We start from the raw sequence: 23,839 nt of genomic DNA, 5'->3' as shown, positions 1-23,839 counted from the left end.
AAAACCACCCTTTTTGATCCGGATACGAGGTCGCATTTGCTTTTATGAGGATGGCTGAAGGGGGCCTTGGGGGCTGACGGCATCCCGGCTGCCGCCGGGGTCGCGTCCACGTCATCTCACTCGAAGATCGTCACTACCCTCGCCAGAACCTCGTCCATCACTGCATCCGGCAGGGTCTCCACCAGCCGACCATTCCTGGCGTTGATGTCCAGAACGCGGGGCTGATCGCACCGGATGATTCCTGTCGTCTCCGCCCCGCTTCCTGATAAGGACACAGCGAACCCCAGACGCCGCGCGAAGTCCCCGCCATTCGTGATCGGCAGGATGACAGGCAGGCGCGTGGCCCGATTGAAATCATCGGGCGATACGATCAGGACAGGCCGGTATCCCTGCTGCTCACGCCCTTCGGTCGGGTCAAGATCGACCTTGTAGATGTCACCACGCCTCACAGAATCTCACCCCCGACCGCCGGGGCATCGACCCATTCACGATCTTCCGGGCTGTGAGGCTGGGAATAGTCCGACGCGGCCAGAAGTTCGGCCATCGTGTATTTCGGCCGGGCTTTCGGTTCGACGACCAGGCGCCCTTCAGCCACGGTGATCGAGACCTTTGCGCCTGCGGACAGATGCAGGGTCTCCAGGACGGCGGGAGGAACGGCCATCATGACCGACCCGCCGACCTTGCGGAGATTGGTAGTGTGCATTGGTATCTCCTGACGATCCGCTGAATGTTATATTTTAATATAACTTCCATCGCGGCACGTTTCAATGGCAATCGGTATCACCCCACCCCCATCGCCAGCGCCCTTTCTCTGGCCCTGATCTGGGCGACACGATCAACGATACTGGGGTTGTAATACCGCATCAACATGCGTGGGTCTTTGTGTCCTGTGGTTTTCGCCAGTTCAAAGCAATCTCGATGCAATGGTGCAAGGCGTGTGCATCCGACATGGCGCAGATCATGGAAGGTCAGTTCGCCCGCAAGGCCGGCCCGGCGTGTTGCGGCGCGGTAATTGTTCTGAACCATGGTCGTTGTGCATCCGCCGTCTTCGGGTGAGGCATCCGGGTCGCCAAAGACCCATCCATCCAACCGACGGGGCAGAGCCTTCCGCATCTCCTGAACGCAGACCGACGCGGCAAGCGTAAGCGGCACATCGCGGGCAGAACCATTCTTGGATCGGGGAATGTGGATATGGGTGTCGTGGACATCCTTCCACTTCAAGGCGCGTATCTCGCCCTGGCGCATGGCGGTGTGCATGGCGATCTTCACGAACCAGACGAGCCAGCCCGGCCCCTTCTCACAGGCGGTCAGTAGCTTCGCTTCATTTTCGTCAGTCAGATCGACACATCGCCCTTCGTTCGGCTTTGGCCGGGAGACACCTTCGCATGGGTTATCGACCTTGTATCCATGCTGCCGCGCCCATTTGAAGACGGAGGACAGGAGATTCAGGGAATTATAGATGGTCGAGGGAGCCTTGCCCTCGCTGACCCGGCGGTCACGCCACGCGACGATGTCACTGATCTCCACAGAGATGATGGGATAGGCCGCGACGACCTCTTTCTTCCACGCCTGAAGGCGATTCGCCTCCTGAACGGCGCCTCGCTTGGTCGGAGTTACCTGCTTGAGATACAGGTCGATGACATCCGAGAGCGAGGTTTCCCGCTCCCTGGTCTGGTCAACGTAGGTGTTCCCGTCGATCTTGCTGACCGTCTCGTTCTTGAATTGGACGGCCTCGGCAAAACTGTCGAAGGTTCGGCTGGCGGCGACCCCCTTGCGTCGGATTTTGACCTCGTATTGGCCTGGGCCGCGACGGTAAATCCCAGGCTCTTTCGTCTTCTCGTGCTTTGCCATCTCTATGTCCCCACACGAACGAACCCCGTTCGTCTCTGGGGATAATTTTAGCGATTGTCGCAAATTGTCGCAAAAAAGGCCGACGAAAGTCCGTAAAAGCCCCCGAACAGAGCCGGAACGGCCGGGAATCCGACTTCTTAACTTGTTGATTTATATGGAGAAATTGGCGGAGGGGATGGGATTCGAACCCACGGTACGGCTTGACACCGTACAACGGTTTAGCAAACCGCCGCCTTCAGCCTCTCGGCCACCCCTCCAGGCACTGAGTCAGTGCGTTGCGGCGGAAACTACCTTGTTCTTTCTCAGCCGTCAATTCCAGATGAGCAGGGAGAATGTCTCAAAAACATCCTCCATTTTGCTGTCACTGCGGCTGCCCAGGCTGGTTCCCCATCTGTTGCAGCAATGCCCTTACGGCATCAGGATTCTTTTGCAGAAGGGACACGTTATGCGGGTTAAGACGGGGTGCATCCTTGGCATCAGCCGCATGCGACGTCACGGCATAGGTAATTCCGAAAGATGTAAGACCCATGACAAACTGACGGGCCGTAAATCCCTGTGACTTCAGGACCGGCTCAATGCCCGGCACTGATTCAACGCGCTTGATCGTATCATCCAGAGAGATATGACCCTCTGGTGGTGGCGGCTGCAAACCCGCATCCTGCAGCGCCTGCAAGGTCGTGGTCATCCGTGGCAGGAAATCATCCGGCAACTGATATGAAGCAGCCACCTGAACATCCTTGCGCATTGCCGCCAGTTGCGCCGCGTCCGGTGCCGGAGGCTGCTGGAAATTGCCTGATTGCTGGCTATCCTGTGGCTGGGGCTGGCTTGAATAGACCTGCTGAGCCCTTGCTCCCGTGCTGGCAGACAGTCCAACCGCAGCCGACAGCAGAAAAACAGACCCAATTGTCTTGAGCGAATAGCGTCGTTTCATCACGTTCCATCTCTTCCTGTAAGCTTCAGCTTGCAGCGATAGCCATGCTTCGAGACATGACGTCCCACCAATATAACAGAACCTTATTGAGCGATCATGGCACGGATGCGTCATTGTCAAAATCGCTGATGACAACACCCGCGCCAGCGTAAATGCGTAGCCTGACCTACTTTTCGCGTCCCGCCGCATACCACCAGCCGGCGACAAGAAACCCGACATAGTATCCGATGTCCGCCCCCCCGAGCCAGCGCGCAACAGGCCCTGTGTAGAGCGAACTGGTGGAAAACAGCAGCACCGTCAGCACCGAAGTCACAACAAAGATCGTCGCCCCACGCTTCCACCCGGCGGGCGGGCGCAACACCTGTCCATATACAGCCCGCGCTGCCGAGTGACCGCCCGTGAGATACCAGTCAGCCAGAACGATACCGCACCACGGCGCTATCCAGTACATCGTGACCAGAAGATAATCCGTATAGAGCGTCGCATACTGGCCAGCCCCGACAACCGCCAGCACATAGCCCAGACTGGCCGTGATGATCGCCGCCGCGACACGTGGAACATGGATCCCCGCCGAGATCAGGCTGTAACTGGCCGTATTATCGTTGAACGAGTTCCCGGCAATTGACGACAGGGCAATCGCCGCAAGCGCCAACGGCCCAAGCGGCCCCATGGCATGCTGCAAGCTGGCAATCACTGCCGTCGGGGATGGCTCGGCGATGCTCGCCGCAGTGAGAAGACCAAGGATCTGGAACGGCACGGCCGACAGCAGCAGCCCTGACAGAGCCAGCACAACCACCCGCTTCGGATCGGAATTCGCTGGCAGATAGCGGGTATAATCCGACGAATAGGTGGCCCAGGACAGATTGAAACTGACCAGAATCCCGACCGCCAGCAGAAACGTCGCCAGACCCACCGGATGCGCCGCCTGCACGACACCGCCTCCCCTCACCGCAAACGTCACGCCGATGATCGCAAACACGACCAGCAACATGCCGCCGAGATATTTCTGCAATGCCTGCACAACGTGATGGCCATAGATGGACGCCACCATCTGGATCGACGCCAGCACACCCAGCGCCAACCAGAACGGCGTCGGCACACCAGCCAGCATCAACAGACTGACCAGCGCCGCCGCCGCTGGCACATTGTTCACCGCATCCCAGCCGACGCAGTAGATCCAGTTCAGAAAGGAAGGCGGCCGGACACCAATCGTGCCCAGCGCCATGCGGGACGCCTCCATCTGCGTCAGACCCGTCGCCGGACCAATCGCCGCAGCCAGCGCGACAGGCAGAGCACCGACGAAATTCCCCAGCAGAATGGCCAGCACACCCATCCTGAAATCCAGCCCGAGACTGACCAGCAACGCGCCGGTAACCCAGCCGCCGGGACCGAGATTTGGTGAGAAATGACTCCAGAAAACCCGATCCATCGCCATCGTCTTGCGGGCCGCTGGCACGTGCTGACAGACTGATGCCGCCGAAAGGTCTTCCATCAGGCCAGACGGTTCAGACGCCATCTTCACACTCCAAACACAATGACACCATGAACGATGTTGAAATCAGCTACCTGCCTGAAGGCTTTTCCACCACAGGCATACTGCCCGCAGCACCTGTCGGCTGATTCAGATAATACGGTTCCGAGAGGCCAATCGGCAGCAGATCCATCAGGCGCGATCCCATGGCGATCCAGCGAGGGAACGTGATCCGGCGCTTGTTCTTCTCCAGACCCGCCATGATCCGCTCGACAGCATCAGCTGTCTGCACGAGACCCGGCATCGCAAATTCATTCGTCGCCACCATCGGTGTGTTGATAAAACCACAGACTACCGAAGTGAGCAGAATGCCATCCTGCTTCAGATTACCGCCCGTCGCCACCATGAAGCGATCAACCGCCGCCTTGGTCGCGCAATAGGACGGCGTGCCGGGAAAGGAGACCAGCCCGGCAATGGAGGAAATCGCCGCGATCCGGCCCCGGAAGCCATCGGATGCCACAGGCTGGCGACGGATCACGTCAATAGCCGGGAAAATGGTGTTGAGAACGCCGTTTACGTTGACGTCCACCATACGGCGCACCTGATACTCAGATTCGGACGGCGCTCCCTTTTCGCCGGGAAGATCATGGACCCCGCCCGTGATCCCCGCGCAGGCCAGCACCACATCAAGCGATTCACCTGATGCGCCGATACCTTCAATTGCGCTTCGCATCGCCGGAGCATCCGTAACATCCAGCGCGTGCATGAAGACCCGCGCGCCCAGTGCTTCCGTGCGCGAAGCCGTGTCTTTCAGCCGATTTTCGTTGCAATCAATGAGATGGAGCGTAACGCCCGGACGGGCGGCACGCAGGGCGAAACCACGGCCAAGCCCCGAAGCGGCTCCCGTGATGAGAAGAGAATCCTGTTTCATAGTCGCCCCATTAAGAACCTGCTGCTAAAAGGTCGCAACCGTCCTCCCGAAACAATCGGGAGAAACGCTCGATACGGCAGGGAGGCACGAACGCCGATATGACACGCACCGGAACGACCGTCCCGTCGCCCATTACGCGGCGAGGCGTCTGCCTTGTCATTTCCGCCCCGTCCGGCGCCGGAAAATCCACCATCGCCAACGCCCTGCGCGCCGCCGATCCCCGTCTGAAACACTCCGTCTCCATCACCACCCGCGCCCCGCGTCCCGGTGAGACGGACGGCATCCATTATCATTTCCGCACCATGGAAAAGTTCATGGAAATGGCCAATCAGGGCGAACTGCTGGAATGGGCCTCCGTGTTCGGGCGCGGTTACGGCACGCCACGCGCTCCGGTGGAAGCTGCTCTCGCCGCAGGACAGGATATGGTGTTCGATATCGACTGGCAGGGACATCGCCAGATCCGGGCTGCACTGCCCGATGATGTGGTAAGTCTTTTCGTCCTGCCCCCTTCCCTCGCCGAACTGGAACGCCGCCTGACAGGGCGCGCCTCGGACGCGCCAGAAGAAATCAAAAAACGCATGGACGCGGCCCTCGACGAAATTTCCCACTGGGAAGAATTCGACCATGTGATCGTCAACGCGGAGCTCGACCGCGCCATTGCGGAAACGCAGGCCGTGCTGAACGCCGCCCGCCTCCGCACCACACGTCAGACCGGTCTGGCGGATTTTGTCGCCAGCTTCTGGGGCTGACGCGCTCATGGATTTCTCGAACATCACCGTTCTCTGTGTCGGCGACGTCATGCTCGACCGGTTCGTTTATGGCGAGATGGAACGGATTTCACCGGAAGCGCCGGTCCCGGTCCTGCTGCTGAAAGAACGGAAGGAAATGCCGGGCGGTGCGGGCAACGTCGCCAGCAACATCATCTCTCTCGGCGGTCAGGCCATCCTGATCGGACTGGTGGGCGAAGACGAGGCCGCCGTCATTCTCCGCGACGCGCTACGCCTCCGCACCGGCGTTTCCGAAATGTTAGTCACCAGTCCCAAGCGACCGACCATCTGCAAGACCCGCTTCATCGCCTCCCATCAGCAGGTCGTGAGAGCTGACGAGGAAAGCCGACAGAAGCTGCAACCCGAGGAAGCCGAACTGCTCTGCCGCGCCATCGATGCACGACTGGAAGAGGCCGATGTCGTTATTCTTTCCGATTACGGCAAGGGCGTTTGCGACAGCATGGTCGTCCGGCATCTGATCGGTGAGGCGCGCCTGCGGAATATTCCTGTCTTCGTTGACCCGAAAACGTCTGACTTCCGGCATTATCGCGGCGCAACCTGCATTACGCCGAACGCAAAGGAGCTGGTCGCCGCTTCCGGCATTTCCGGCACGGATGACGCGAGCGTCGAACGCGCTGCCCGCAAGGTGATGGCGGAAGCCGAGGCTGATGTCATTCTCGCCACCCGTTCGGAAAAGGGCATGATGCTGGTTCCGGCCAATGGTGAAGCCGACGCTGTTCCCGCCCGTGCGCGCGAAGTCTTTGACGTCTCCGGCGCAGGTGACACCGTGATCGCCACAATGGCGCTTGCTGTCGGGTCCGGCATGTCGTTTGGCCAGTCCATGCGCGTCGCCAACGCCGCTGCCGGTGTTGTCGTCGGCAAACTGGGCACGGCGACCGCCGATATCGGCGAAGTGACCCGCGAATTGCAGGCCCAGAACTCGTCCATTGATTCGCCACATCTGCTGACACTGAACGAAGCCAAGCGACAGGTTCAGGAATGGCAGTCACAGGGCCTGACGGTCGGCTTCACCAATGGCTGCTTCGATATTTTGCATCCGGGTCATATCAGCCTTCTGGCGGCGGCCCGTGCGGAGTGTGACCGACTGATCGTCGCACTGAATGACGATGACAGCATCCGGCGTCTCAAGGGCGAAACTCGGCCGGTCAATACTCTTGCCAGCCGTGCTGCCGTGATGGCGGCCGTCCGTTATGTCGATGCCGTTGTGGCGTTTTCCGAGGATACACCACTCGAAACGCTTCTGGCCCTCATGCCGGATGTGCTGGTGAAAGGCTCTGACTACAAGCCGGAAGATGTCGTCGGAGCGAGAGAAATTACCGACAATGGTGGCCGTTTATTCCTTGCCGACCTACAGGCTGGCCATTCGACCACCGCCACGATCGGGCGCATTCTGGCGGCAGAATAGTTTTTTTATTTTTCCGTAAAAGCTTTTCTGGCCAATCACGGGTGAGCGCTTTCCACCCTGTGACTGAGCCGCTGTGCGATCATGATGTGTCGCTCTGATTGCGCGTGAAGTGGGCCTGATACGGCCATCTGATTATTTCACCGAAAATTCCCCAAAGGCCACGGCTGAATTTCAAACCCATTTCCTGTGAGAAATCGCCAAATCGGGCAAAATAACCATTTTTTATCAGAAAAATGCGCCATAAACGCGCTTTAAAACATATATCTAATTTGCATGTTTTAACTCTGGAGACGCACTTTCAGACCCATCCCAACAATCTCCAGCGATCAATGTAAGGTTCGATTATTACGATTTTACAACCAGCAAAGCGGGTGCATTAATTCGTCCAGACAGCACAGTCTGGAGAGCATCCAAATGTCCGAACAAACCGCCTATTGGGGTTATCCCACTAACATTCTTCTGGCTTCAGGCTGTTCCGCTGAGGCTGTGACATGGTGTGGCAAAGCCGGACGGAAGCGCCCGCTTATCGTGACAGATCCGGGAGTCCGGGCCCTTCCCTGGTTTGAAAAGCTCACAGCAACACTGAGCGCCAGTTGTCCAGACCTCGTCATCTTCAGCGAGATTCACGCCAACCCCTCACTGGATGAAGCCAGAAATGGCGCACAGTTTTTCCAAGAGGGTGGTCACGATTCCATCATCGCCATCGGTGGCGGAAGCGCCATTGACGCCGCCAAGGGCATTGCTCTTGCCTCCCAAAATCCCACCTATCTTGAACAGTTCGAATGGTCGCAGGCCATGGCGCAGTATCCAACACTGGCCGATTATCCAAAATCCGAACTGCCACCCCTGATTGTCATTCCCACAACTGCTGGCACAGGTTCGGAATTGAGCCGTGAAGCCGTGCTCGTGGACACGGACCTGCATATCAAGAAGGTCATCACCCACGCCGAACTGCTGGCCTTCTGTGTTCTGCTTGACCCTGAGTTGACCGTCGGCCTTCCTCCCGGTCTGACCGCCATGACGGGCATGGACGCACTCGTCCATCATATCGAAGCGCTCTGTTCGCCTCTCTTCCACCCCATGTCGGAGGGCATTGCGCTGGAAGGCATCTGCCTTATTGCGCAACACCTACCCAAAGCGTTTGCCAACGGAAGCGATCTGTCTGCACGATCCGGCATGCTAACAGCATCGGCCATGGCTGCGGTCGCGTTCCAGAAAGGACTCGGCGGCGTACATGCTCTGGCGCACCCGATTGGAGCACGCTTCGGGACGCATCACGGCCTCCTGAACGCCATCCTCCTGCCCTATGTGATGCGCGCCAACCGGAAGGCCATTGAACCGCAGATGAACCGTCTGGCCCGTATGCTTGATCTGGATGGAACAGGCTTCGATGCAGTGGAAAACTGGATCCTGTCGCTCCGCAACAACCTGAATGTTCCGCATAATCTGCATGCAGTCCGCCTGACCGAAGACGATGCTGAATGGGTCGGACAACAGGCGGTCGCCGACATTTCCTCTTCCGAGACCAATGCCCTGCCGCTGAACGCCGAACAGTATGCTGCGATCTATCGGGCCGCCGTTCGTGGACGACTGGAGGATGTGACGCCTTTCTAAAGTCAGCTTCAATGCGCTGCGTGCTGGCGCTCCGAAGTGTCACACGCAGGGCAAAGAGAACGAAACATGTCTCCACAAGAATGACGGGTCCCGGTAAGGACCGCTTTCGTCCTTATCCACAGATTCTGAGGATGGTTGTGTGAACAACCCTGTGGATAGCGGGTACAAATCTCCACAGGCAATGGGGACGGACATGCTACGCAAGGGCAGCGTTTCGCAATCAGGCGAAATGCCGTAAAAATCCACTTTCAATTTTCGTCAGGCCCGCCTTTTTACTTGGGATAGAATGCAGCTATGTCGTTTTTTCCTCGCACTGCATTCATAGCCACCCTGACTGAAGGGCTGTTCGGCTATCCCAAGTGGCTATATTCCGCCATCCGGCATCCTGTCATGTGGCAGGGAGCGCTGATTTCGACGCTCGAACGCCACCTGAATCATCAAACTTTTTCACGTCGGAAAAGAATTTCTGCCGGGGCCTTCGCCACCGGCATTTTCACTGTGGTGCCTGTCAGCCTCGCGGCTGTGTTTTCACGGAGTGTTCGCCACTCCCCCATAGCGTGCGGTCTTTTGGCAAGCTGTTGTCTGGCGCAACGCTCCCTGCATGAGCATGTTGAAGCTGTCGCACAGGCGCTGGAGCACATGAGCTTGGCGGAAGGGCGTCAGGCCGTTTCCATGATTGTCGGTCGAGACACCAGCGCGCTCGATGAAGCCGCCATCTGTCGCGCCACCATTGAGACGCTCGCGGAAAACTTCTCCGACGGCATTGTCGCCCCTGCTTTCTGGTGTGCATTTGGCGGCCTGCCGGGTGCCGTATTTTATAAAACCGTGAATACGGCTGACAGCATGATCGGCCATCGCAACGAGCGCTATGAAGCGTTTGGCAAGACAGCCGCCCGGCTGGATGACCTCATCAACCTACCCGCATCCCGCCTTTCTGCATTCTGGATTGTTACTGCTGCGTTTTTCACCGGACAAAACTGGAAAGCAGCCCTCCGCGCCATCAGACGCGACGCCCGCCATCACCGCTCACCGAATGCAGGCTGGCCAGAAGCGGCGATGGCCGGTGCACTCGGCCTGTCGATCGGTGGGCCACGTCTTTACAATGGCGAAATTGCCAATGTGCGCTGGGTTGGAGAGGGCCGTCAGGAAGCGACGCCTGCGGATATTCGCAGGGCTTTGATGCTGTATCGTGCAGCGTGTATTGTACAGAACGCTGTACTTTTTGTATTATCTGTTAAAACAATCCAGCTTGGAAAAGTACATTTACAGAGTCAGTGGGGTAACGCTGCCCGCTGCCGGACCAGATAACCAGCCCATCGGCGCACAGTAGGGCTACGATCCTGAAGGAGCGCAGGCATAACAGAATCAAGATCGGGAAAATCCTGCCAATTCTTTGTCAATGCCATAAGGATTACCCGTCTGACTATAGAGGACCGGTCACATAGCCCCATAGAAATCAGATCGTTTCGGATAACAGGCACCGAAATGGCGCGTGACTCGATTACTGGAATGCTACGACTAATATTGTAAATTTTATTTATCCATTCGCGACGCCTCCCCTTCTTCCACTTGGCTTGTCCACAAAGCAACACTTCTAATGCAACCGCACGTACACTAGCCTGTCTTGCCTGAGCAGCCAGCATGGGCAAGGCAGTATCAAGCACAGGAGCACATAGAAAATAACGTAAGGTGGTGGCCAATGGACCATCCAGTTGCGAAACAAATCTGATCGCCAGACGCTCATTCACGGCTGGACGTGCGAACAAATGATCCATGCAAAGAGCTTGCGCCGAAGTCCACCGCGTCCACTCATGCCATCTGCCACATAAGCTCATACCTGCGGCAACGGCGACATCCGGGTCAACCTGCGCGCACAGTGGCTGTACACATTTTATGGCGGCAACGCGAACAGGCTCAACCCAGTCATTCAGGCGAATAATCAAGGCAGCCAGCATAAAAGGGGAACGAGGCACTATTGTCAGAACCTTCAGGGCAGCTTCACGGACATAACCATCCCTATGAAATGTCAAAACCTGCGCCAGTGCCGGCATTCTGCGCAACAAGTCCAATGTCTGACCACGTTCGTTTTCGAAATGCACGATTTCACTGCAACGATAGAGAAATTTCCTGATATAAATATCTGCAAGAACAATATCATCCGGTGACAGGGTATCAAAAGCTGCAACATTCGCCTCGATAAGAGCCTCTGAGGGCAAATCTCCACGCATCAAGCATTGATTTAGACTGCCAAGCAAATTACACACATATTCAGGAATTACTTTACCCACGCCCATTACAAAACGCACTCCAATATTTATAAATTTAAAAAAACAGGTTTACGTTAAGACAAAAAACATAAGATATATAAAATTACATATTAGAACGAACATCCACTCAAACTCTACATGAAGATAGAAAAGAAAATTTTACGGCTCCGCCCCACTCAAGAAATTTACAATACTGAAATATATAAATTGCACATTATATGTAAAATAAAATCTAAATTATGACGTATGCATGAGCATAGACAGAAGAAATTGACCAATTATCATTATATTCTGGCTATACACTTTACAGCATAAATTCTTACTCCTTTAAATTTGCAATACCCAAAAATAAAATTAAAAACATCATCATTCTACAACACCAGACCACTCTCGACACACCTTCCCAACGGCGATAAGCCGGAATCATGTCTACTTGCCCCACGATCATCTGGTTCCGCGAAGACTTTCGCCTCGCTGACAACGCGGCGCTTTCCGCAGCAGCGCGAGATGGCGCACCGGTTCTCTGCATCACCATCCTCGAACCGGAACCGCAGCAGGGAGCCGCGCATGACTGGTGGCGCGATGGCGCCATCCGTGCGCTGGATGCCGCCCTGCAGGAAAAAGGCGGCCGGTTGCATGTCCTGAGCGGCAAGGCGGAGGACCTTGTTCCCGCTCTTGCGAAAGCCTGCAACGCCAGTGCCGTGCATTGGAATCGCCGCTACGATCCGACAGGCCGCGCCATCGATACAGCGATCAACACCCAGCTGAAATCCACGGGAACAGAGGCGCACAGTTTCTCTGGCACGCTGCTTCACGAACCGTGGACCATCAGGACACAGGCAGACAAACCGTTTCAGGTCTTCACTCCGTTCTGGCGAGCCGCCCGCAAGCTGGGAGATCCACGCCCTCCCCTACCCGCGCCAGACACGTTAAAATTCGCCTCTTTTCCAAAAACAGACCAATTTCACAGTCTGCCCCCGGAAGAATTCAACCTGCTGCCCACATCGCCAGACTGGGCGGCAGGTTTTCGGGAAACATGGGAGCCGGGAGAGAAGGCCGCTCACGAACGTCTCGCCCTTTTTGTCGAAGACACCCTTCGCGGCTACAGCGAAGAACGGGACTACCCCGCTGCTGAAGCCTGCTCCCGCCTTTCGCCCTACCTACGCTTTGGTCATGTCACGCCAGCCCAACTCTGGCACGCCGCCATGCAGGCCGATGCTTCTGCTCAGAACAAGGACAAATTCCTTGCCGAACTGGGATGGCGGGAATTTGCCTGGTCGATCCTGTTCGAGCAGGCAAATGTCGCAACCCGGTCACTCCGACCGGAATTCGATGCGCTGCCTTGGCGTATTGATCCCAAAGGCCTGAAAGCCTGGCAGAGCGGACGCACCGGCTACCCGCTGGTCGATGCAGGAATGCGCGAGCTCTGGCACACTGGCTGGATGCACAACCGTATCCGTATGGTCGTGGCATCCTTTCTGGTGAAACATCTTCTGATTGACTGGCGGGAAGGCGAACGCTGGTTCGTGGACACGCTGGTGGACCATGACCCGGCCAGCAATCCGATGAACTGGCAATGGAACGCCGGCACCGGCGTCGATGCCGCACCGTTCTTCCGCATCATGAATCCCATCCTGCAATCCGAAAAATTCGATGCGGAGGGCGAGTATATCCGGCGTTGGGTGCCGGAACTTCAGCGCGTCCCAGCGAGTATGATCCATGCACCCTGGGCTGCGGATCAGGAAACACTGAAAGCGTGCGGCGTGGTTCTGGGCCGCAACTACCCTCACCCCATCATCGAGCACAAACTGGCGCGGGAACGGGCTTTGTCCGTATGGAAAAGCTTTCGCGGCAACTGAACAACAAACAACTCGCTTTCGGAAACGATCCCTTTCCATCCCTTCTCTTTGAGAAAGCACCATAAAGCGCCATGTCTTGTTGCAGACAGGCGCACCAACGGGTGACGCCCCCCCCTCCTCGGAAAGGGAGAATTGACCATGATCGAAGTCAGACCATTCGCCGGACTGGGCGCCGCCAACCATGGGTGGCTGGATGCTCACCACCACTTCTCTTTCGCCAGCTATCATGACTCCGAGCGCGTGCATTGGGGCGCGCTACGGGTCTGGAACGATGACGCCATTGCCGGAAATACCGGCTTCCCGCCGCATCCACACCGCGACATGGAAATCATCACCTATGTCCGGACAGGGGCCATCACGCACGAGGACAGTCTCGGCAACAAGGGACGGACGGAAGCCGGCGACGTGCAGGTCATGTCCGCAGGAACCGGCATCACCCACGCGGAATATAACCGTGAGGATGAACCGACCACCCTGTTCCAGATCTGGATCATGCCGACGGCGCGCGGCCACAAGCCGCGCTGGGGTTCCCGTCCGTTCCCGAAGGACGACCGGGCAGGTCAGTTCATCACGCTAGCATCCGGCAAGGAAGGAGACGGCGAGGCGCTCTGGATCGGTGCCGATGCCCGCGTGCTGGGCGCGACCCTGAAGGCAGGTGAAAGCGTCACTTATGAGACCAATAAGGAGCGTTATCTCTATCTGGTCTCGGCAAAGGGCGCGATCACCGTCAACGGTGTGGCGGCTGCTGCCCGCGATGGTGTGGCCATCCATGACGAGGACAGCATCACTGTCCACGCAGTAGAGGATGCTGAACTGGTTCTGGTAGACAGCGCGCCCTGATGATTGACCTGATGGCCTTCTGTTCTGATGCAGAAGGTCATCAGTTTTTATCCGCTCCCACTCATCATCACGTAAACCGTATCGTTGTACCTCTATGCCTCACCGCAAGTTGGAACAACGGCCAAGACACGACTCAGAAAAGCGCTCCTCATGACTCACTACAAATATTTATCAAGAAAATACTTTCACCTGTATAAAATGAATTGCTGTATGACCAAGACATGTCACTCTTAGATATTTTGCATATATTTCATCATCAAATGAAATTGGAAAGAATCTCATCCCCACCTTTAATATAGGAGATTCATCATCTTTCATATAAACATCGTTCCAAGTTTCTCCATCTTGCGAAACAGAAACTTTAAATTTATTCATTCTCTCAAAAAGAAACGGTCTGGGAACAATAATTACATTTCTTACTCGGATTGTTTTTTCAAAAAACACTTGCCACCATGGATCGTTTTCCACGCCAGTGTGATTATAATTATCGTCTTTATATATTTCATTATTAGCAAGTTCAGCATCTGATACCGTATCACCAGCGATCGACCATTCTGAAATCGAAGACTGTTGACAAGGCATGGCGAAAGCCAGATTTAGACGAGGCAACTCGTTTATCCAATTTCTGGCCAGAGCTACGTTCCAGAAAGTTTTTAATTTTTCAGGATCACGTAATTTCAAAACTGCTCGTTCTATTATTGGCATAAAATAACTTTTATCAAGCGTTTGAAGAGACAAGGACAGGTCAGAAAAATCATCAAAAACTTCCATCACACCAATATTTTCAATCCTTTTTTCTAAAAAATCATATCCGGATACAGGATGGCATATAGAATTTGGAATATTTACTATTCCACTATTCATATACAAATGAGGCCTGTATTTAAATCTATCAACATTTAAAAATTCTGATATATCAATGAATTTCATATTATTCGATACAGCAACAGAAGAGATTATTGCTTCACAAAACGGCCAAGGATATTTATCAGGGTCTTTTTCATGCAGACCAAGAATTCTTTTTCTTTCCACATATGACTTATCAATCAGCTTTGCAGAAATACCAATAAATGGGAAAAACATCTGCTTAACCTTATCAAAATAAGGCTCAACCGTTTTTTGAGGCCAATCTCCTTCCTTGAAATCATAAATATACCCGACAAGATCAACATTATTATCGATCATTCTTTTTATTATTTTGTCTAAATCTACATTTAAATAGCAGTCATTCTCAACAACAAAAAAATACTTTATATCAGGAAGTGCTTTTCTTATAAAATAAAAAACACAATCTCCATCCCACCATAAATTAGGGGTATGGCCTCTGTTTGGCTGCAAACCAATTGATTTAAAATCATCTGTATGGCTTATTTTATCAAATGGATGAACGTTTATTTCACCTCTGGTTTCATCACATAAAACAAAGAATCTATACCCTGCGGATTGACCATAGAGTCTTTTTGCCAAATGGATTGTATTCTCATTCCAGTAGTGAGTTCTAAATATAATAGCTACATCAGGATTTATGATCATAAAATTCAACTCCGCAAATACACGAATTTTTAATTATAATCTATACGTTGAAATTTTGCTAAAAATCACCTCAAATAGAATTATAGCGCTCCCCATTATGCACGATTGAACTGGACGACAGCAAACGAGTGATTATCCCACCCCTCCTTAGACCACGCCCATAGCATCATTTACAGAGAAAAAGCAGTTTGCTCTGCTAACCTGAAGCCCAAACAATAAAATACGCCACTCTGAAATTTACCACTATTGGTAAGATTGAAGATCACAAAATTCCACTGATTTCAATAAATATGTTTTTTATATCTTCAACAACAATTGCATTGTCAAATTTTACATAACCAAATCCAAACCACTTGCCGAGCGCCTTCCTCCGCGATACCGCAGAACACCGTCACACGAGGAGGCTCCATGTTCCGTTCCCGCTTTTGCGCTGTCACTGCCGCCGCAGTCCTCCTCGCCCTGACCGGAACCGCCGAGGCTGCACCGCAGGTCGAACTGCAACGCCTCACATGGACGGAAATCCGGGATGCGCTGAATGCGGGCTACACCACCATCATCGTGCCGGTTGGGGGCACGGAACAGAGCGGCCCCTACATCGCTGTCGGCAAACATAACGTCCGGGCGCAGGCTCTGGCGGATCGGATTGCGCACCAACTCGGAAACACACTGGTCGCGCCTGTCATTGCGTATGTGCCGGAAGGTAGCACCAGCCCCCGCACGTCGCATATGCGCTTTCCCGGCACGATCAGCATCACGCCCGCCGTGTTTGATGGTCTTCTGAAATCAGCCGCCGAGAGTTTTCGGGTTCAGGGATTTCGTCTTGTCGCGTTTATCGGCGATCACGGTGGATACCGGGCTGAAATGTGCAAGACCGTTGCGCAGATCAACCAGAGTTGGTCCGGGACCGGCGCACATGCAGCCTGCATCAACGGCTATTACACCGTCATAGCCGGAGCCTATGACGAGGCTCTCCGTCAGAAGGGACTGGGGGCTGCGGTCGGCACCCATGCCGATCTGAGCGACACGTCCCTCATGCTGGCCGTTGATCCGTCAATGGTCCGCACGGGAGCGCTTCGTAACGCACCCAAACCCACAACGGCGGATGGCGTTTATGGTGGCGATCCGCGTGGCGCGACAGCGGAACTGGGAGAGATCGGCGTGGACATGCAGGTCAACGCCGCTGTGACGGAGATCAGGGCGCTACAGCAGCACCCCTGATACACTAAGCAAAGATCAGGCTCCGTCCATATTTTCGATATCATCGTCCGGTATGTCGGGATCATTCGCCACGGGTTTGCGGAGCAGAAAAAACCCGCCGGCCACACAGAAGATTCCAATCAGCACCGGCAGACGACGCAGCAGCCACACAGGCCATGAGTCGCTATCGTCAGGATTGATGATCAAAGCCCACCCATCAACGATGATCAGGGTGAAGCCTCCGAGGAAGCCCGCCCCGATCAGGATGAGGCGTCGGAGATAGTTAGGTTCGCCTGTCATCGGTCTTACATGACCTCCGTGATACCAGTCCTGTCAGGACATGCGTTGAACACTGTTACTTCTGCTGCAACGCACGGCAAAAGGCTTCAGTTTACTGCTGGAACGCCCGCGCCCAGACATTCTGCGTCTCCAGAGAAACCGGCAGCGTCGAATTGGTGAGAGCGTTTCCACGCCAGCCAGCACCGATAGCCGTATACAGATTGACGGCATCCCTCAGACGCTCAAGCCGCGAAAGCGCTTCGGCGTTCTGCGCATTGAGGGTCGTTCTCTCTTCGGTCAGCACATCAAGGAAGCCGATCAGACCCGCTCCATAGAGCTTGCGTGCACGATCACGGGCCAGCGCGCTGTCCTGAGCCGCCTTTTCCAATTTTTCCTGATATTCAAGGTCATCATGCCAAGCCGCCATGGCGTCCTCGACTTCCTGAAAGCCCTTAAGCACCGTCTGGCGATAATGCAGACGCGCCGCTTCGGCCGCCGCCTGCGCCGCCCGGATGGTGGAGGTGTATTTACCACCATGCATCAGCGGCAAACTGGCCATCATCAGGAACTGCCAGCTCATACCGTTGACCTGAAAAGCCTGATACATGGCCGACGCATTCGGGTTGAAGGTCAGCGGCACGACAAAGTGCGGATAGAGATCAGCCACAGCCACGCCGACTTCCGCCGTCGCCACCGCATATTCCTTTTCCGCCATACGAATGTCGGGGCGGTTGGCAATCACGATCGAAGGCAGCGTCGCCGGGAAGGATGGGACGACCGGTAGCGGCCGCACGATCTTGAGCTCTTCCTCCAGTTCGCCCGGCATCTTGCCTGTCAGCACGGAGATGGCGTGCGATACCTGTGACACGCGCGTCTTGAGCGGTTCACGGGCAGCAATTTGGGAATCCAGTTCCGCCTGCGCCTGCGCCGTCTGAAGCGTGTTGCCCACACCTTCCAGATACAGGCGATTGGTCAGATCGACACTTTCCTTGGCGACCTTGATATTGTCGGTGGCGATCTGGATCTGGAGCTGCGTCACGCGCAGCAGCATGTAATCGTTGGCCAGTTCCGACAACAGCACCATCAGGAGCGCGCGACGGCCTTCGACGGTTGCTTCAACCTGACGTTCATGCGCCTCGACACCACGACGGATGCGCCCGAACACGTCGAACTCCCATGTCGCCGAAGCACCATAGGTCAGCATCGATGCTTCCGGATGCTGCGGTGTGGAAGGACGGATCGGCCAGTTATCGATATTGATCGAATACCGGACGTCACCACCACCCATGTTGGCGTCCATCTGGGGATACCACGCAGACGCGGCCTTATCGCGCAGGGCGCGTTCCGCAAGAATCCGCTGTCCGGCTTCCTGCAGATCGTAGTTCCCCTTGACGGCGTCCTCGATCAGCTTCGTCAGGATCGGATCGTTGAACTTGGCCCACCAGTCGGTCATTTCCTTGTTGGTGCGCTCGATCTCTTCCGGCGTCGCCGGCTTTTCCTCGGCCGTTTCCGCAAAACCGGCAGGCAGCTTCATACGGTCAGGCTGGAAGTTCGGACCGACCGTGCAGCCCGCAAGGATGGTCCCGCTGACCAGCATCGCAAGCATCCGCCGCCAGACACCTCGTCTGCCACCGTCTCTCACGCAACCGGAGGAAGCCGGTACGGTTTCAGAAGCTATCATTATCCCCATGATCCCGTCGTATGCCTTACAGGTGGTCTTGCAGCCAGGTGGTCAGCTTGCCGCGACGGCTCTGTGATTCAGGCCCGACGCTGATTGTCGCCGTCATGCCAGCAGCCAGTGTGACGCCCTCAGGCACATAATCGAGATGCACACGAACCGGGATACGCTGCGCCAGACGCACCCATGTGAAGATCGGGTTCACGTCCTGCAGTCCGAGTTTGTCCGGGTTGCCGTTGGTGTCGTTGATACCACGAGCGATCGACACGACATGACCGGGGACGATCTGCTTGTAGCCCATCAGCTTGACGCGAGCGACATCCCCGACATGAACGCCCCACATCTTCGTTTCCTCGAAGTAACCATAGACCCAGTAGGAATCGGAATCGATCACCGCCAGACGGGCCTGACCCGCAGTGGCATAGTCACCCACACGCAGGTTCAGGTTGGTGATGAAACCGTTCACCGGAGAATAAAGCACCGAACGCTGAAGATTCAGTTTCGCCACATCCAGCGCCGCACGGGCCGCATCCACCGCCGCGACCTGCGTTGCCACGTTGGAGTTGAAGACCTCCTGCTCTTCCGCCGAGACGATGCCGCCCAGTCCCATACGACGCCTTGCATCGTTCTGCTTGAGCTTCAGGTCTTCGAGAGCGCCGTCCAGACGGGCCTGCGCTTCACGGATGGCCAGACGGAAACGCACGGGATCGAGCACGTAGAGCGGATCGCCCTTGTGGACATACTGGTTATCCACCACCGGCACCTGAACAACCGTCCCGGCGACTTCAGGGGCCACATCCACGACATAGACACGCACGCGACCGTCACGGGTCCAGGGAGCGATCATGTAGGTGTTCCACAGGGTCACCCCAAGTACTATGGCCAGCGAGACGACTGCCAGGGTCAGGATCACTCGGATCAGTGTGCGAAGCAGTGGCATGGCTGTGACCTGAAAACCTTATGTTCGTGGAAGTTAAGCGAGTTGAGTCAGACGTAGAGGATGAGCAGACACAGTACGCAGGTGTACAGGGCGACTTCGAACAGCGCGAAGTGCCAGAACCAGCGCATGATTCCGCTCCACCAGAGGAGGAACCGGATAAACATTGTTACGGGCAGGGCCACCAGTGCGTAAACCACGATCGGCGCCATAAAAACACCGAACAGATTAAACTCGGTCAGCATCAGGCAGTTCTCGAAGCAGGTCGTTTTACACGAGGCATGATCAAGTGGCGTAAATCCGCGTGGGCGAGCGGATGATCCGCCGCTTGTTGCATTGGGCCACCCTTATGAAAGAAACCGGGCGCGGCGTCGATAAGCTGTGCCGCCTGTACGAGACAGGCAGCCATGCGTCTGAGAGTGCCCAACCCGCCTCCAGCTGACTGCTTTTCCCGGTTTTCAGCGGAAACAGGGCCTTCACCAGTCACAGGCAGGCTCGGCAAAAGCTGCATGGCGGCGGAGCGGAGCGCTTCGGCTGTTGCCAATGGGTCACGCCTCAGCCCTTTTAACGCCCCCAGCGCATTTTCCACGATTCGCTCCTGTTCCTGCGTGACACTGCCTTCCTCCCGCAGCAGCCAGCGTAACCGCATCACTGTCCGCCCCAGCGCCACAGCTGCCAGAGCCGCATCGGTCACCTGAAACACGCGAGCGCTTCCCTCCACGAAAGACAGCCTCTGGGTCATGCGCAACACGCGCTGCATCTGCCGATATTCCCAACTGGGCCAACTGACCCTGTAGCGCAGGGGAAGCGCCGCGAATCTCTGCACGGAGCGGCAGAGTGCTGAGATCAGACGGGCGACATCCAGCCGCTGGTCCGCAGGCAGCACGACGCGGAAGACCAGCACCAGTCCCACGCACCCAAGCAGCGTGGCGAACCACGCGTTCAACATCGGAATGTCATGATACGGCACAGGGTTATCGACCTGCGTGAAGACGTTGAAAAACACCGCATAGCCGAACCCACGCACGGCATAGCGCGGATGAAACTGAATCCAGATTCCCGGCAGCAGGCAGAGGAATAGGGAAACCCAGAGCAGCGGAAACCCGTCCGTCTGAGGCAACAGGAAGGTGCGAAAGATATAACAGGCCGGAATGGCCATCGCGGTGCCTGAGGCCAGAAGCCATGAGGCTTTTGTCGCCGACGGCGCGGTCGAGAGCAGGCAGGATGCGCAGATCAGATAGACAAGCGCACTCGGCCCCGCCGACCAGCGCAGGATATACCAGGTCAGACACCCCATCAGTGTGACCAGAGCACCTCTTGCGAAGTTCCTGAGCGCCGCCGGCCATTCGATCAGCGGCAGCAGGCGGACACCTTTCTCGTGCCAGGCCACATCGGAGAGATTGTCCACGGCCTGTCCAAGCTGCACGACAATATCGCGTTCCGTATCGACCGCCGCCAGACCGGCCAGATCCGGCGCTTCCCGCGCCAGAGCTTCCAACTGGCCAATGGCGCGCCGTATCCTGTAGCGAATCAGGGCGGCGTCCCCGTGAAGCAGCGTTTCCATCGGCATGTCGGCCAGTTCGCCGATCAGACGTCCGGAAATCCGACGCGCTGCCCGTACATGCCCCACATCGTCTGGCGGGATGGCACGCTGGGCGGCATGAAGGGCACTGAGCAACCCCATCAATCGCCCCACTCCTTCATGCAGTGCGGCGGCCCGACGATTGACCTGATAATCGACGGAAGACGCGTAATCGATCGCCTCGATGACAGCGCCTGCCTGCGCCAGAAGGCGGGCCCGTTCACTGTAGGCCGACGCCTCCATCTCACGGAACGCGCCGACCTGCCCCACCTCGTCAGACCGCGGCTCGTCGCTCTGCAATTCGGCCTTCGATAGCCGCACGAACTGCCCAAGCACATCACGCAGGAACTGCTCGATCCGGTCTGTCGCCGTATTGGGGCTTTTCAGGGTGGTGATCTGAAAGACGAAGGCCGTGCTGACAATACCGATGACCACAACCGACAGTCGCGACATCGCGCTTTCAAAGATACGGTCCGGATCGACGAACGCACTCGTCGAGATAATGATGATCGTATAGCCGGTGAGAACGGCGGCGTAGGCTCTATAGAAGCGTAGAAGTGTCGCCACGCAGCACGCCATGCCGACCAGCAGGGACAGCCCCCCGAAGAACAGCACGGGTTGCTGAGGGAAAGAAGCCATCAACGCGATACCAAGTGTCGTTCCGGCCAGCGTTCCGGCGATACGCCAGATACTTTTGGAAATCAGCGCACCCGGCGTCGGATTGGCCACAATCAGCACAGTGGTCACGGCGGAAATCGGGTTTTCCAGCATCAGGAAACCCGCCAGCCACAGGGCCAGTCCGATCGCAAAGAACACCCGCGTGGCATACAGGACAGTCGGGCTCAGACGGCTCCATTCCTGCCGCCATTCGCGCAGGAAATCACCCGGAACACTTCTCACGCCATTGATAACAGAAGCGGAAGCGCTCACGGTTCACCCACCACCGGATCTGGAGACTTCACACTCTCTCCGACTGATGAGCGATCATGCCCCCTGCCCGACCAGACCTGATCAAAAACGGCCTCGCACTCCTTCAGGGCGTCATCTGAAACGCCATCCAGAAAACGGGCTGCAACGCCGTCCGCTACACCGAGAACCGTCTCGCCCATTGCGACACCAGCGTCGGTGAGTGACACGAGCTTGGAGCGACGGTCATCCGGATCCGTGTCACGATGAATCAAACCGCGACGCTCAAGTACATCCAGCAATCTGACAAGTGACTGGGCTTCAACCAGCATGGCGCGCGCCAGATCGGTCTGACGAACGGGCGCAGGCAACACCCGCAGATAATAGAGAGGGCGCCAGGTTGCGTCCGTCAGCCCGAATTGACGCAGATCCAGATCAATCTCCCGACGCCATTGGGTCGCCAGCCGGACCAGCCGGTAACTGAAACGACGTCTCAGCAACCGCGTGGATTGATCGGCAACATTATCCTTCCGCGCCTGCTCGGACACTCACGCTTTCCCTTGGGTCAATAATTAGCAAACACACGAATAGTTCGCATGCTTATTATCAGATGACAGAAAGAAGAACCGCTGACAAATGCACAAGCGGAATGGGAGTATTGCAGGCATCATCGTCGGAGGTGTCGCACAAGACAACGGACGGTGCTGGACACTCGGCATCACACTTTCGCTAGCCTGTGCGGCCACTTCTTACGTCTGGATTTTGCGCCTGATCGGCACTTTACAAACATACCGTCCAGACGGTATGTTTTGGATATGACAAAAACACCGAAACGCACCAACAGGCCCGAGGCCGTCAAAACCGACCTTCTGGATGCCGCCGCCAGAATCCTGACGGAGCGCGGCATTCAGGCGTTCACGCTTGATCTCGTGGCCCGTGATGCTGGTGTCAGCAAAGGTGGTCTCCTGCACCATTTCGCCAACAAGAAGGCGCTTCTTGATGGGCTGTTCATGCGGGAAATGGAAACTTTCAAGAACGACATCCTTTCCTCCATTCAGAAAGACCCCGTAGAAGCCGGGCGTGCCGCTCGCGCCTATATCGGCCTCGACCGCATGGAAAACGAAGATGAAGGCACCCCAGCGATTTTACGTCATCTGCTTGCCGTTATGCTGCTGGAACCACAGCTCTGCAGTGAATGGACCCGGTATTACTGGGAGACCATCAGATCGACTGGTCTTTTCGACAATATGACGCCTTCGCTGCTGTTATCCTGTCTGGCTGCTGACGGACTGGCCATCTGGGATATTCTTGGAGCGGATATCATCGACAAAAAAAACAGAGAACAGCTTCAGCTTCTTATTGAAAAACTGACCAATTCCTCAAGCACAGAAAAATAGAATGCTTGGATATCTCTGTATTGTCATTACCGTCCTTTCGGAGGTGACCGCCACGGTCGCCATGAGAGAGGCGGATAATTTCACAAAAGTCCTTCCAATCTCCCTGATGGTTGCAGGATACATATCCTCTTTTCTGTTTTTATCTCTGGCGCTCAGACTGCTGCCGATGGGCATTGTCTACGCCGGTTCTGCCGGTCTCGGAACCATATGCGCCAGTCTGGTGGGCTGGATACGGTTTCACGAACAGATAAACTCACCGTATTTCATCGGTATTTTCTTTATCATATCAGGTCTTTTTATTATTGGTTATGCACGCACTATACAGGGATAAAAAGAAGAAATATCCTGTATATATTTTTAGTAATACAAAAAA

Annotated in this window: 23 protein-coding genes and 1 tRNA gene; 9 read left to right on the top strand and 15 right to left on the bottom strand. The window is 55.8% G+C overall.

Annotation, left to right across the window (positions count from 1 at the left end; all coding sequences use genetic code 11):
• Positions 1-116: 116 nt before the first annotated feature.
• The 7 genes from B3759_RS04460 to B3759_RS04430 all read right to left on the bottom strand — a co-directional run bounded on the left by B3759_RS04460 (position 117) and on the right by B3759_RS04430 (position 5,184).
• Positions 117-449 (bottom strand): type II toxin-antitoxin system PemK/MazF family toxin, encoded by a 333-nt coding sequence (locus B3759_RS04460; RefSeq protein ID WP_291364005.1) that lies wholly within the window; start codon positions 447-449, stop codon positions 117-119.
• A complete protein-coding gene (locus B3759_RS04455) occupies positions 446-703 on the bottom strand; it encodes an AbrB/MazE/SpoVT family DNA-binding domain-containing protein (protein WP_291364003.1) in 258 nt (85 codons plus the stop codon). The genes B3759_RS04460 and B3759_RS04455 overlap by 4 nt, the downstream gene beginning before the upstream one ends.
• A 77-nt stretch (positions 704-780) precedes the next feature.
• Complete coding sequence (locus B3759_RS04450; RefSeq protein ID WP_291364001.1) at positions 781-1,851, bottom strand: tyrosine-type recombinase/integrase; 1,071 nt, start codon at positions 1,849-1,851, stop codon at positions 781-783.
• A gap of 164 nt (positions 1,852-2,015) precedes the next feature.
• A tRNA-Ser gene (locus tag B3759_RS04445) sits at positions 2,016-2,108 on the bottom strand.
• Positions 2,109-2,212: 104 nt separating this feature from the next.
• Positions 2,213-2,782, bottom strand: a complete 570-nt coding sequence (locus B3759_RS04440; protein WP_291363999.1) for a hypothetical protein — start codon at positions 2,780-2,782, stop codon at positions 2,213-2,215.
• A 166-nt stretch (positions 2,783-2,948) separates the two neighbouring features.
• Entirely contained in the window at positions 2,949-4,298 is a 1,350-nt protein-coding gene (locus B3759_RS04435; RefSeq protein ID WP_291363997.1) for a purine-cytosine permease family protein, read from the bottom strand.
• Positions 4,299-4,344: 46 nt separating this feature from the next.
• Positions 4,345-5,184: an SDR family NAD(P)-dependent oxidoreductase gene (locus B3759_RS04430; RefSeq protein ID WP_291363995.1), complete on the bottom strand. Its 840-nt coding sequence runs from the start codon at positions 5,182-5,184 to the stop codon at positions 4,345-4,347.
• 98 nt (positions 5,185-5,282) lie between these two features.
• Between B3759_RS04430 and gmk the strand changes: the two genes are divergently transcribed.
• The 4 genes from gmk (at position 5,283) to cbiB (ending at position 10,299) form a co-directional block, all read left to right on the top strand.
• Entirely contained in the window at positions 5,283-5,933 is a 651-nt protein-coding gene (gene gmk, locus B3759_RS04425) for a guanylate kinase (protein WP_291363993.1), read from the top strand.
• 7 nt (positions 5,934-5,940) lie between these two features.
• Positions 5,941-7,377, top strand: coding sequence for a D-glycero-beta-D-manno-heptose-7-phosphate kinase (rfaE1, locus tag B3759_RS04420; protein WP_291363991.1), 1,437 nt, complete (start codon positions 5,941-5,943; stop codon positions 7,375-7,377).
• A gap of 414 nt (positions 7,378-7,791) precedes the next feature.
• Entirely contained in the window at positions 7,792-8,991 is a 1,200-nt protein-coding gene (locus B3759_RS04415; protein WP_291363989.1) for an iron-containing alcohol dehydrogenase, read from the top strand.
• 294 nt (positions 8,992-9,285) lie between these two features.
• Positions 9,286-10,299, top strand: a complete 1,014-nt coding sequence (cbiB, locus tag B3759_RS04410; RefSeq protein ID WP_291363987.1) for an adenosylcobinamide-phosphate synthase CbiB — start codon at positions 9,286-9,288, stop codon at positions 10,297-10,299.
• Here the strand turns inward: cbiB and B3759_RS04405 are convergent.
• On the bottom strand, positions 10,263-11,285 hold the full coding sequence (locus tag B3759_RS04405) for a hypothetical protein (protein ID WP_291363985.1): 1,023 nt from the start codon (positions 11,283-11,285) through the stop codon (positions 10,263-10,265). The two genes, cbiB and B3759_RS04405, sit on opposite strands and share 37 nt — an antisense overlap.
• A gap of 398 nt (positions 11,286-11,683) precedes the next feature.
• Between B3759_RS04405 and B3759_RS04400 the strand changes: the two genes are divergently transcribed.
• Complete coding sequence (locus tag B3759_RS04400; protein WP_291363983.1) at positions 11,684-13,117, top strand: cryptochrome/photolyase family protein; 1,434 nt, start codon at positions 11,684-11,686, stop codon at positions 13,115-13,117.
• A gap of 138 nt (positions 13,118-13,255) precedes the next feature.
• Positions 13,256-13,957: a pirin family protein gene (locus B3759_RS04395; RefSeq protein WP_291363981.1), complete on the top strand. Its 702-nt coding sequence runs from the start codon at positions 13,256-13,258 to the stop codon at positions 13,955-13,957.
• Positions 13,958-14,128: 171 nt separating this feature from the next.
• Here B3759_RS04395 and B3759_RS04390 read toward each other — a convergent pair whose 3' ends face one another.
• Positions 14,129-15,490 (bottom strand): discoidin domain-containing protein, encoded by a 1,362-nt coding sequence (locus B3759_RS04390; protein ID WP_291363979.1) that lies wholly within the window; start codon positions 15,488-15,490, stop codon positions 14,129-14,131.
• A 408-nt stretch (positions 15,491-15,898) separates the two neighbouring features.
• On the opposite strand from B3759_RS04390, the gene B3759_RS04385 reads away from it, so the two are divergent.
• Positions 15,899-16,708, top strand: coding sequence for a creatininase family protein (locus B3759_RS04385; protein ID WP_291363977.1), 810 nt, complete (start codon positions 15,899-15,901; stop codon positions 16,706-16,708).
• Between the two features lie 15 nt (positions 16,709-16,723).
• Here the strand turns inward: B3759_RS04385 and B3759_RS04380 are convergent, their stop codons facing one another.
• From B3759_RS04380 to B3759_RS04355, 6 genes are all read right to left on the bottom strand, one after another.
• Complete coding sequence (locus B3759_RS04380; protein ID WP_291363975.1) at positions 16,724-16,987, bottom strand: hypothetical protein; 264 nt, start codon at positions 16,985-16,987, stop codon at positions 16,724-16,726.
• 91 nt (positions 16,988-17,078) lie between these two features.
• Positions 17,079-18,572: an efflux transporter outer membrane subunit gene (locus B3759_RS04375; RefSeq protein WP_291364009.1), complete on the bottom strand. Its 1,494-nt coding sequence runs from the start codon at positions 18,570-18,572 to the stop codon at positions 17,079-17,081.
• Between the two features lie 100 nt (positions 18,573-18,672).
• Complete coding sequence (locus B3759_RS04370) at positions 18,673-19,584, bottom strand: HlyD family secretion protein (RefSeq protein ID WP_291363973.1); 912 nt, start codon at positions 19,582-19,584, stop codon at positions 18,673-18,675.
• Positions 19,585-19,631: 47 nt separating this feature from the next.
• Positions 19,632-19,826, bottom strand: coding sequence for a DUF1656 domain-containing protein (locus B3759_RS04365; RefSeq protein WP_010667513.1), 195 nt, complete (start codon positions 19,824-19,826; stop codon positions 19,632-19,634).
• Positions 19,826-22,093 (bottom strand): FUSC family protein, encoded by a 2,268-nt coding sequence (locus B3759_RS04360; RefSeq protein WP_291363970.1) that lies wholly within the window; start codon positions 22,091-22,093, stop codon positions 19,826-19,828. The genes B3759_RS04365 and B3759_RS04360 overlap by 1 nt, the downstream gene beginning before the upstream one ends.
• The gene (locus B3759_RS04355) at positions 22,090-22,617 is read right to left on the bottom strand and encodes a MarR family winged helix-turn-helix transcriptional regulator (protein ID WP_291363968.1); all 528 of its coding nucleotides are present in this window, start codon (positions 22,615-22,617) and stop codon (positions 22,090-22,092) included. Before B3759_RS04355 ends, B3759_RS04360 begins: the two co-directional genes overlap by 4 nt.
• Positions 22,618-22,884: 267 nt before the next feature.
• On the opposite strand from B3759_RS04355, the gene B3759_RS04350 reads away from it, so the two are divergent.
• A complete protein-coding gene (locus B3759_RS04350) occupies positions 22,885-23,466 on the top strand; it encodes a TetR/AcrR family transcriptional regulator (protein ID WP_291363966.1) in 582 nt (193 codons plus the stop codon).
• 1 nt (position 23,467) lies between these two features.
• Positions 23,468-23,797 (top strand): DMT family transporter, encoded by a 330-nt coding sequence (locus B3759_RS04345; RefSeq protein ID WP_291363964.1) that lies wholly within the window; start codon positions 23,468-23,470, stop codon positions 23,795-23,797.
• Positions 23,798-23,839 lie beyond the last annotated feature (42 nt).

This window comes from Acetobacter sp. UBA5411 (assembly GCF_002409645.1).
Classification (GTDB): Bacteria; Pseudomonadota; Alphaproteobacteria; order Acetobacterales; family Acetobacteraceae; genus Acetobacter.
This window is presented reverse-complemented; position numbering and strand designations above follow the sequence as displayed.

What these genes read in the sequence shown, in the direction of transcription:
- B3759_RS04370 (WP_291363973.1), bottom strand. Translation starts at nt 19,584, where the DNA reads ATGCCACTGCTTCGCACACTGATCCGAGTGATCCTGACCCTGGCAGTC.
- B3759_RS04365 (WP_010667513.1), bottom strand. Translation starts at nt 19,826, where the DNA reads ATGCTGACCGAGTTTAATCTGTTCGGTGTTTTTATGGCGCCGATCGTG.
- B3759_RS04415 (WP_291363989.1), top strand. Translation starts at nt 7,792, where the DNA reads ATGTCCGAACAAACCGCCTATTGGGGTTATCCCACTAACATTCTTCTG.
- B3759_RS04405 (WP_291363985.1), bottom strand. Translation starts at nt 11,285, where the DNA reads ATGGGCGTGGGTAAAGTAATTCCTGAATATGTGTGTAATTTGCTTGGC.
- B3759_RS04380 (WP_291363975.1), bottom strand. Translation starts at nt 16,987, where the DNA reads ATGACAGGCGAACCTAACTATCTCCGACGCCTCATCCTGATCGGGGCG.
- B3759_RS04455 (WP_291364003.1), bottom strand. Translation starts at nt 703, where the DNA reads ATGCACACTACCAATCTCCGCAAGGTCGGCGGGTCGGTCATGATGGCC.
- B3759_RS04400 (WP_291363983.1), top strand. Translation starts at nt 11,684, where the DNA reads ATGTCTACTTGCCCCACGATCATCTGGTTCCGCGAAGACTTTCGCCTC.
- cbiB (WP_291363987.1), top strand. Translation starts at nt 9,286, where the DNA reads ATGTCGTTTTTTCCTCGCACTGCATTCATAGCCACCCTGACTGAAGGG.
- B3759_RS04435 (WP_291363997.1), bottom strand. Translation starts at nt 4,298, where the DNA reads ATGGCGTCTGAACCGTCTGGCCTGATGGAAGACCTTTCGGCGGCATCA.
- B3759_RS04440 (WP_291363999.1), bottom strand. Translation starts at nt 2,782, where the DNA reads ATGAAACGACGCTATTCGCTCAAGACAATTGGGTCTGTTTTTCTGCTG.
- B3759_RS04385 (WP_291363977.1), top strand. Translation starts at nt 15,899, where the DNA reads ATGTTCCGTTCCCGCTTTTGCGCTGTCACTGCCGCCGCAGTCCTCCTC.
- B3759_RS04395 (WP_291363981.1), top strand. Translation starts at nt 13,256, where the DNA reads ATGATCGAAGTCAGACCATTCGCCGGACTGGGCGCCGCCAACCATGGG.
- B3759_RS04375 (WP_291364009.1), bottom strand. Translation starts at nt 18,572, where the DNA reads ATGCTTGCGATGCTGGTCAGCGGGACCATCCTTGCGGGCTGCACGGTC.
- B3759_RS04390 (WP_291363979.1), bottom strand. Translation starts at nt 15,490, where the DNA reads ATGATCATAAATCCTGATGTAGCTATTATATTTAGAACTCACTACTGG.
- B3759_RS04430 (WP_291363995.1), bottom strand. Translation starts at nt 5,184, where the DNA reads ATGAAACAGGATTCTCTTCTCATCACGGGAGCCGCTTCGGGGCTTGGC.
- B3759_RS04450 (WP_291364001.1), bottom strand. Translation starts at nt 1,851, where the DNA reads ATGGCAAAGCACGAGAAGACGAAAGAGCCTGGGATTTACCGTCGCGGC.
- B3759_RS04345 (WP_291363964.1), top strand. Translation starts at nt 23,468, where the DNA reads ATGCTTGGATATCTCTGTATTGTCATTACCGTCCTTTCGGAGGTGACC.
- B3759_RS04350 (WP_291363966.1), top strand. Translation starts at nt 22,885, where the DNA reads ATGACAAAAACACCGAAACGCACCAACAGGCCCGAGGCCGTCAAAACC.
- gmk (WP_291363993.1), top strand. Translation starts at nt 5,283, where the DNA reads ATGACACGCACCGGAACGACCGTCCCGTCGCCCATTACGCGGCGAGGC.
- rfaE1 (WP_291363991.1), top strand. Translation starts at nt 5,941, where the DNA reads ATGGATTTCTCGAACATCACCGTTCTCTGTGTCGGCGACGTCATGCTC.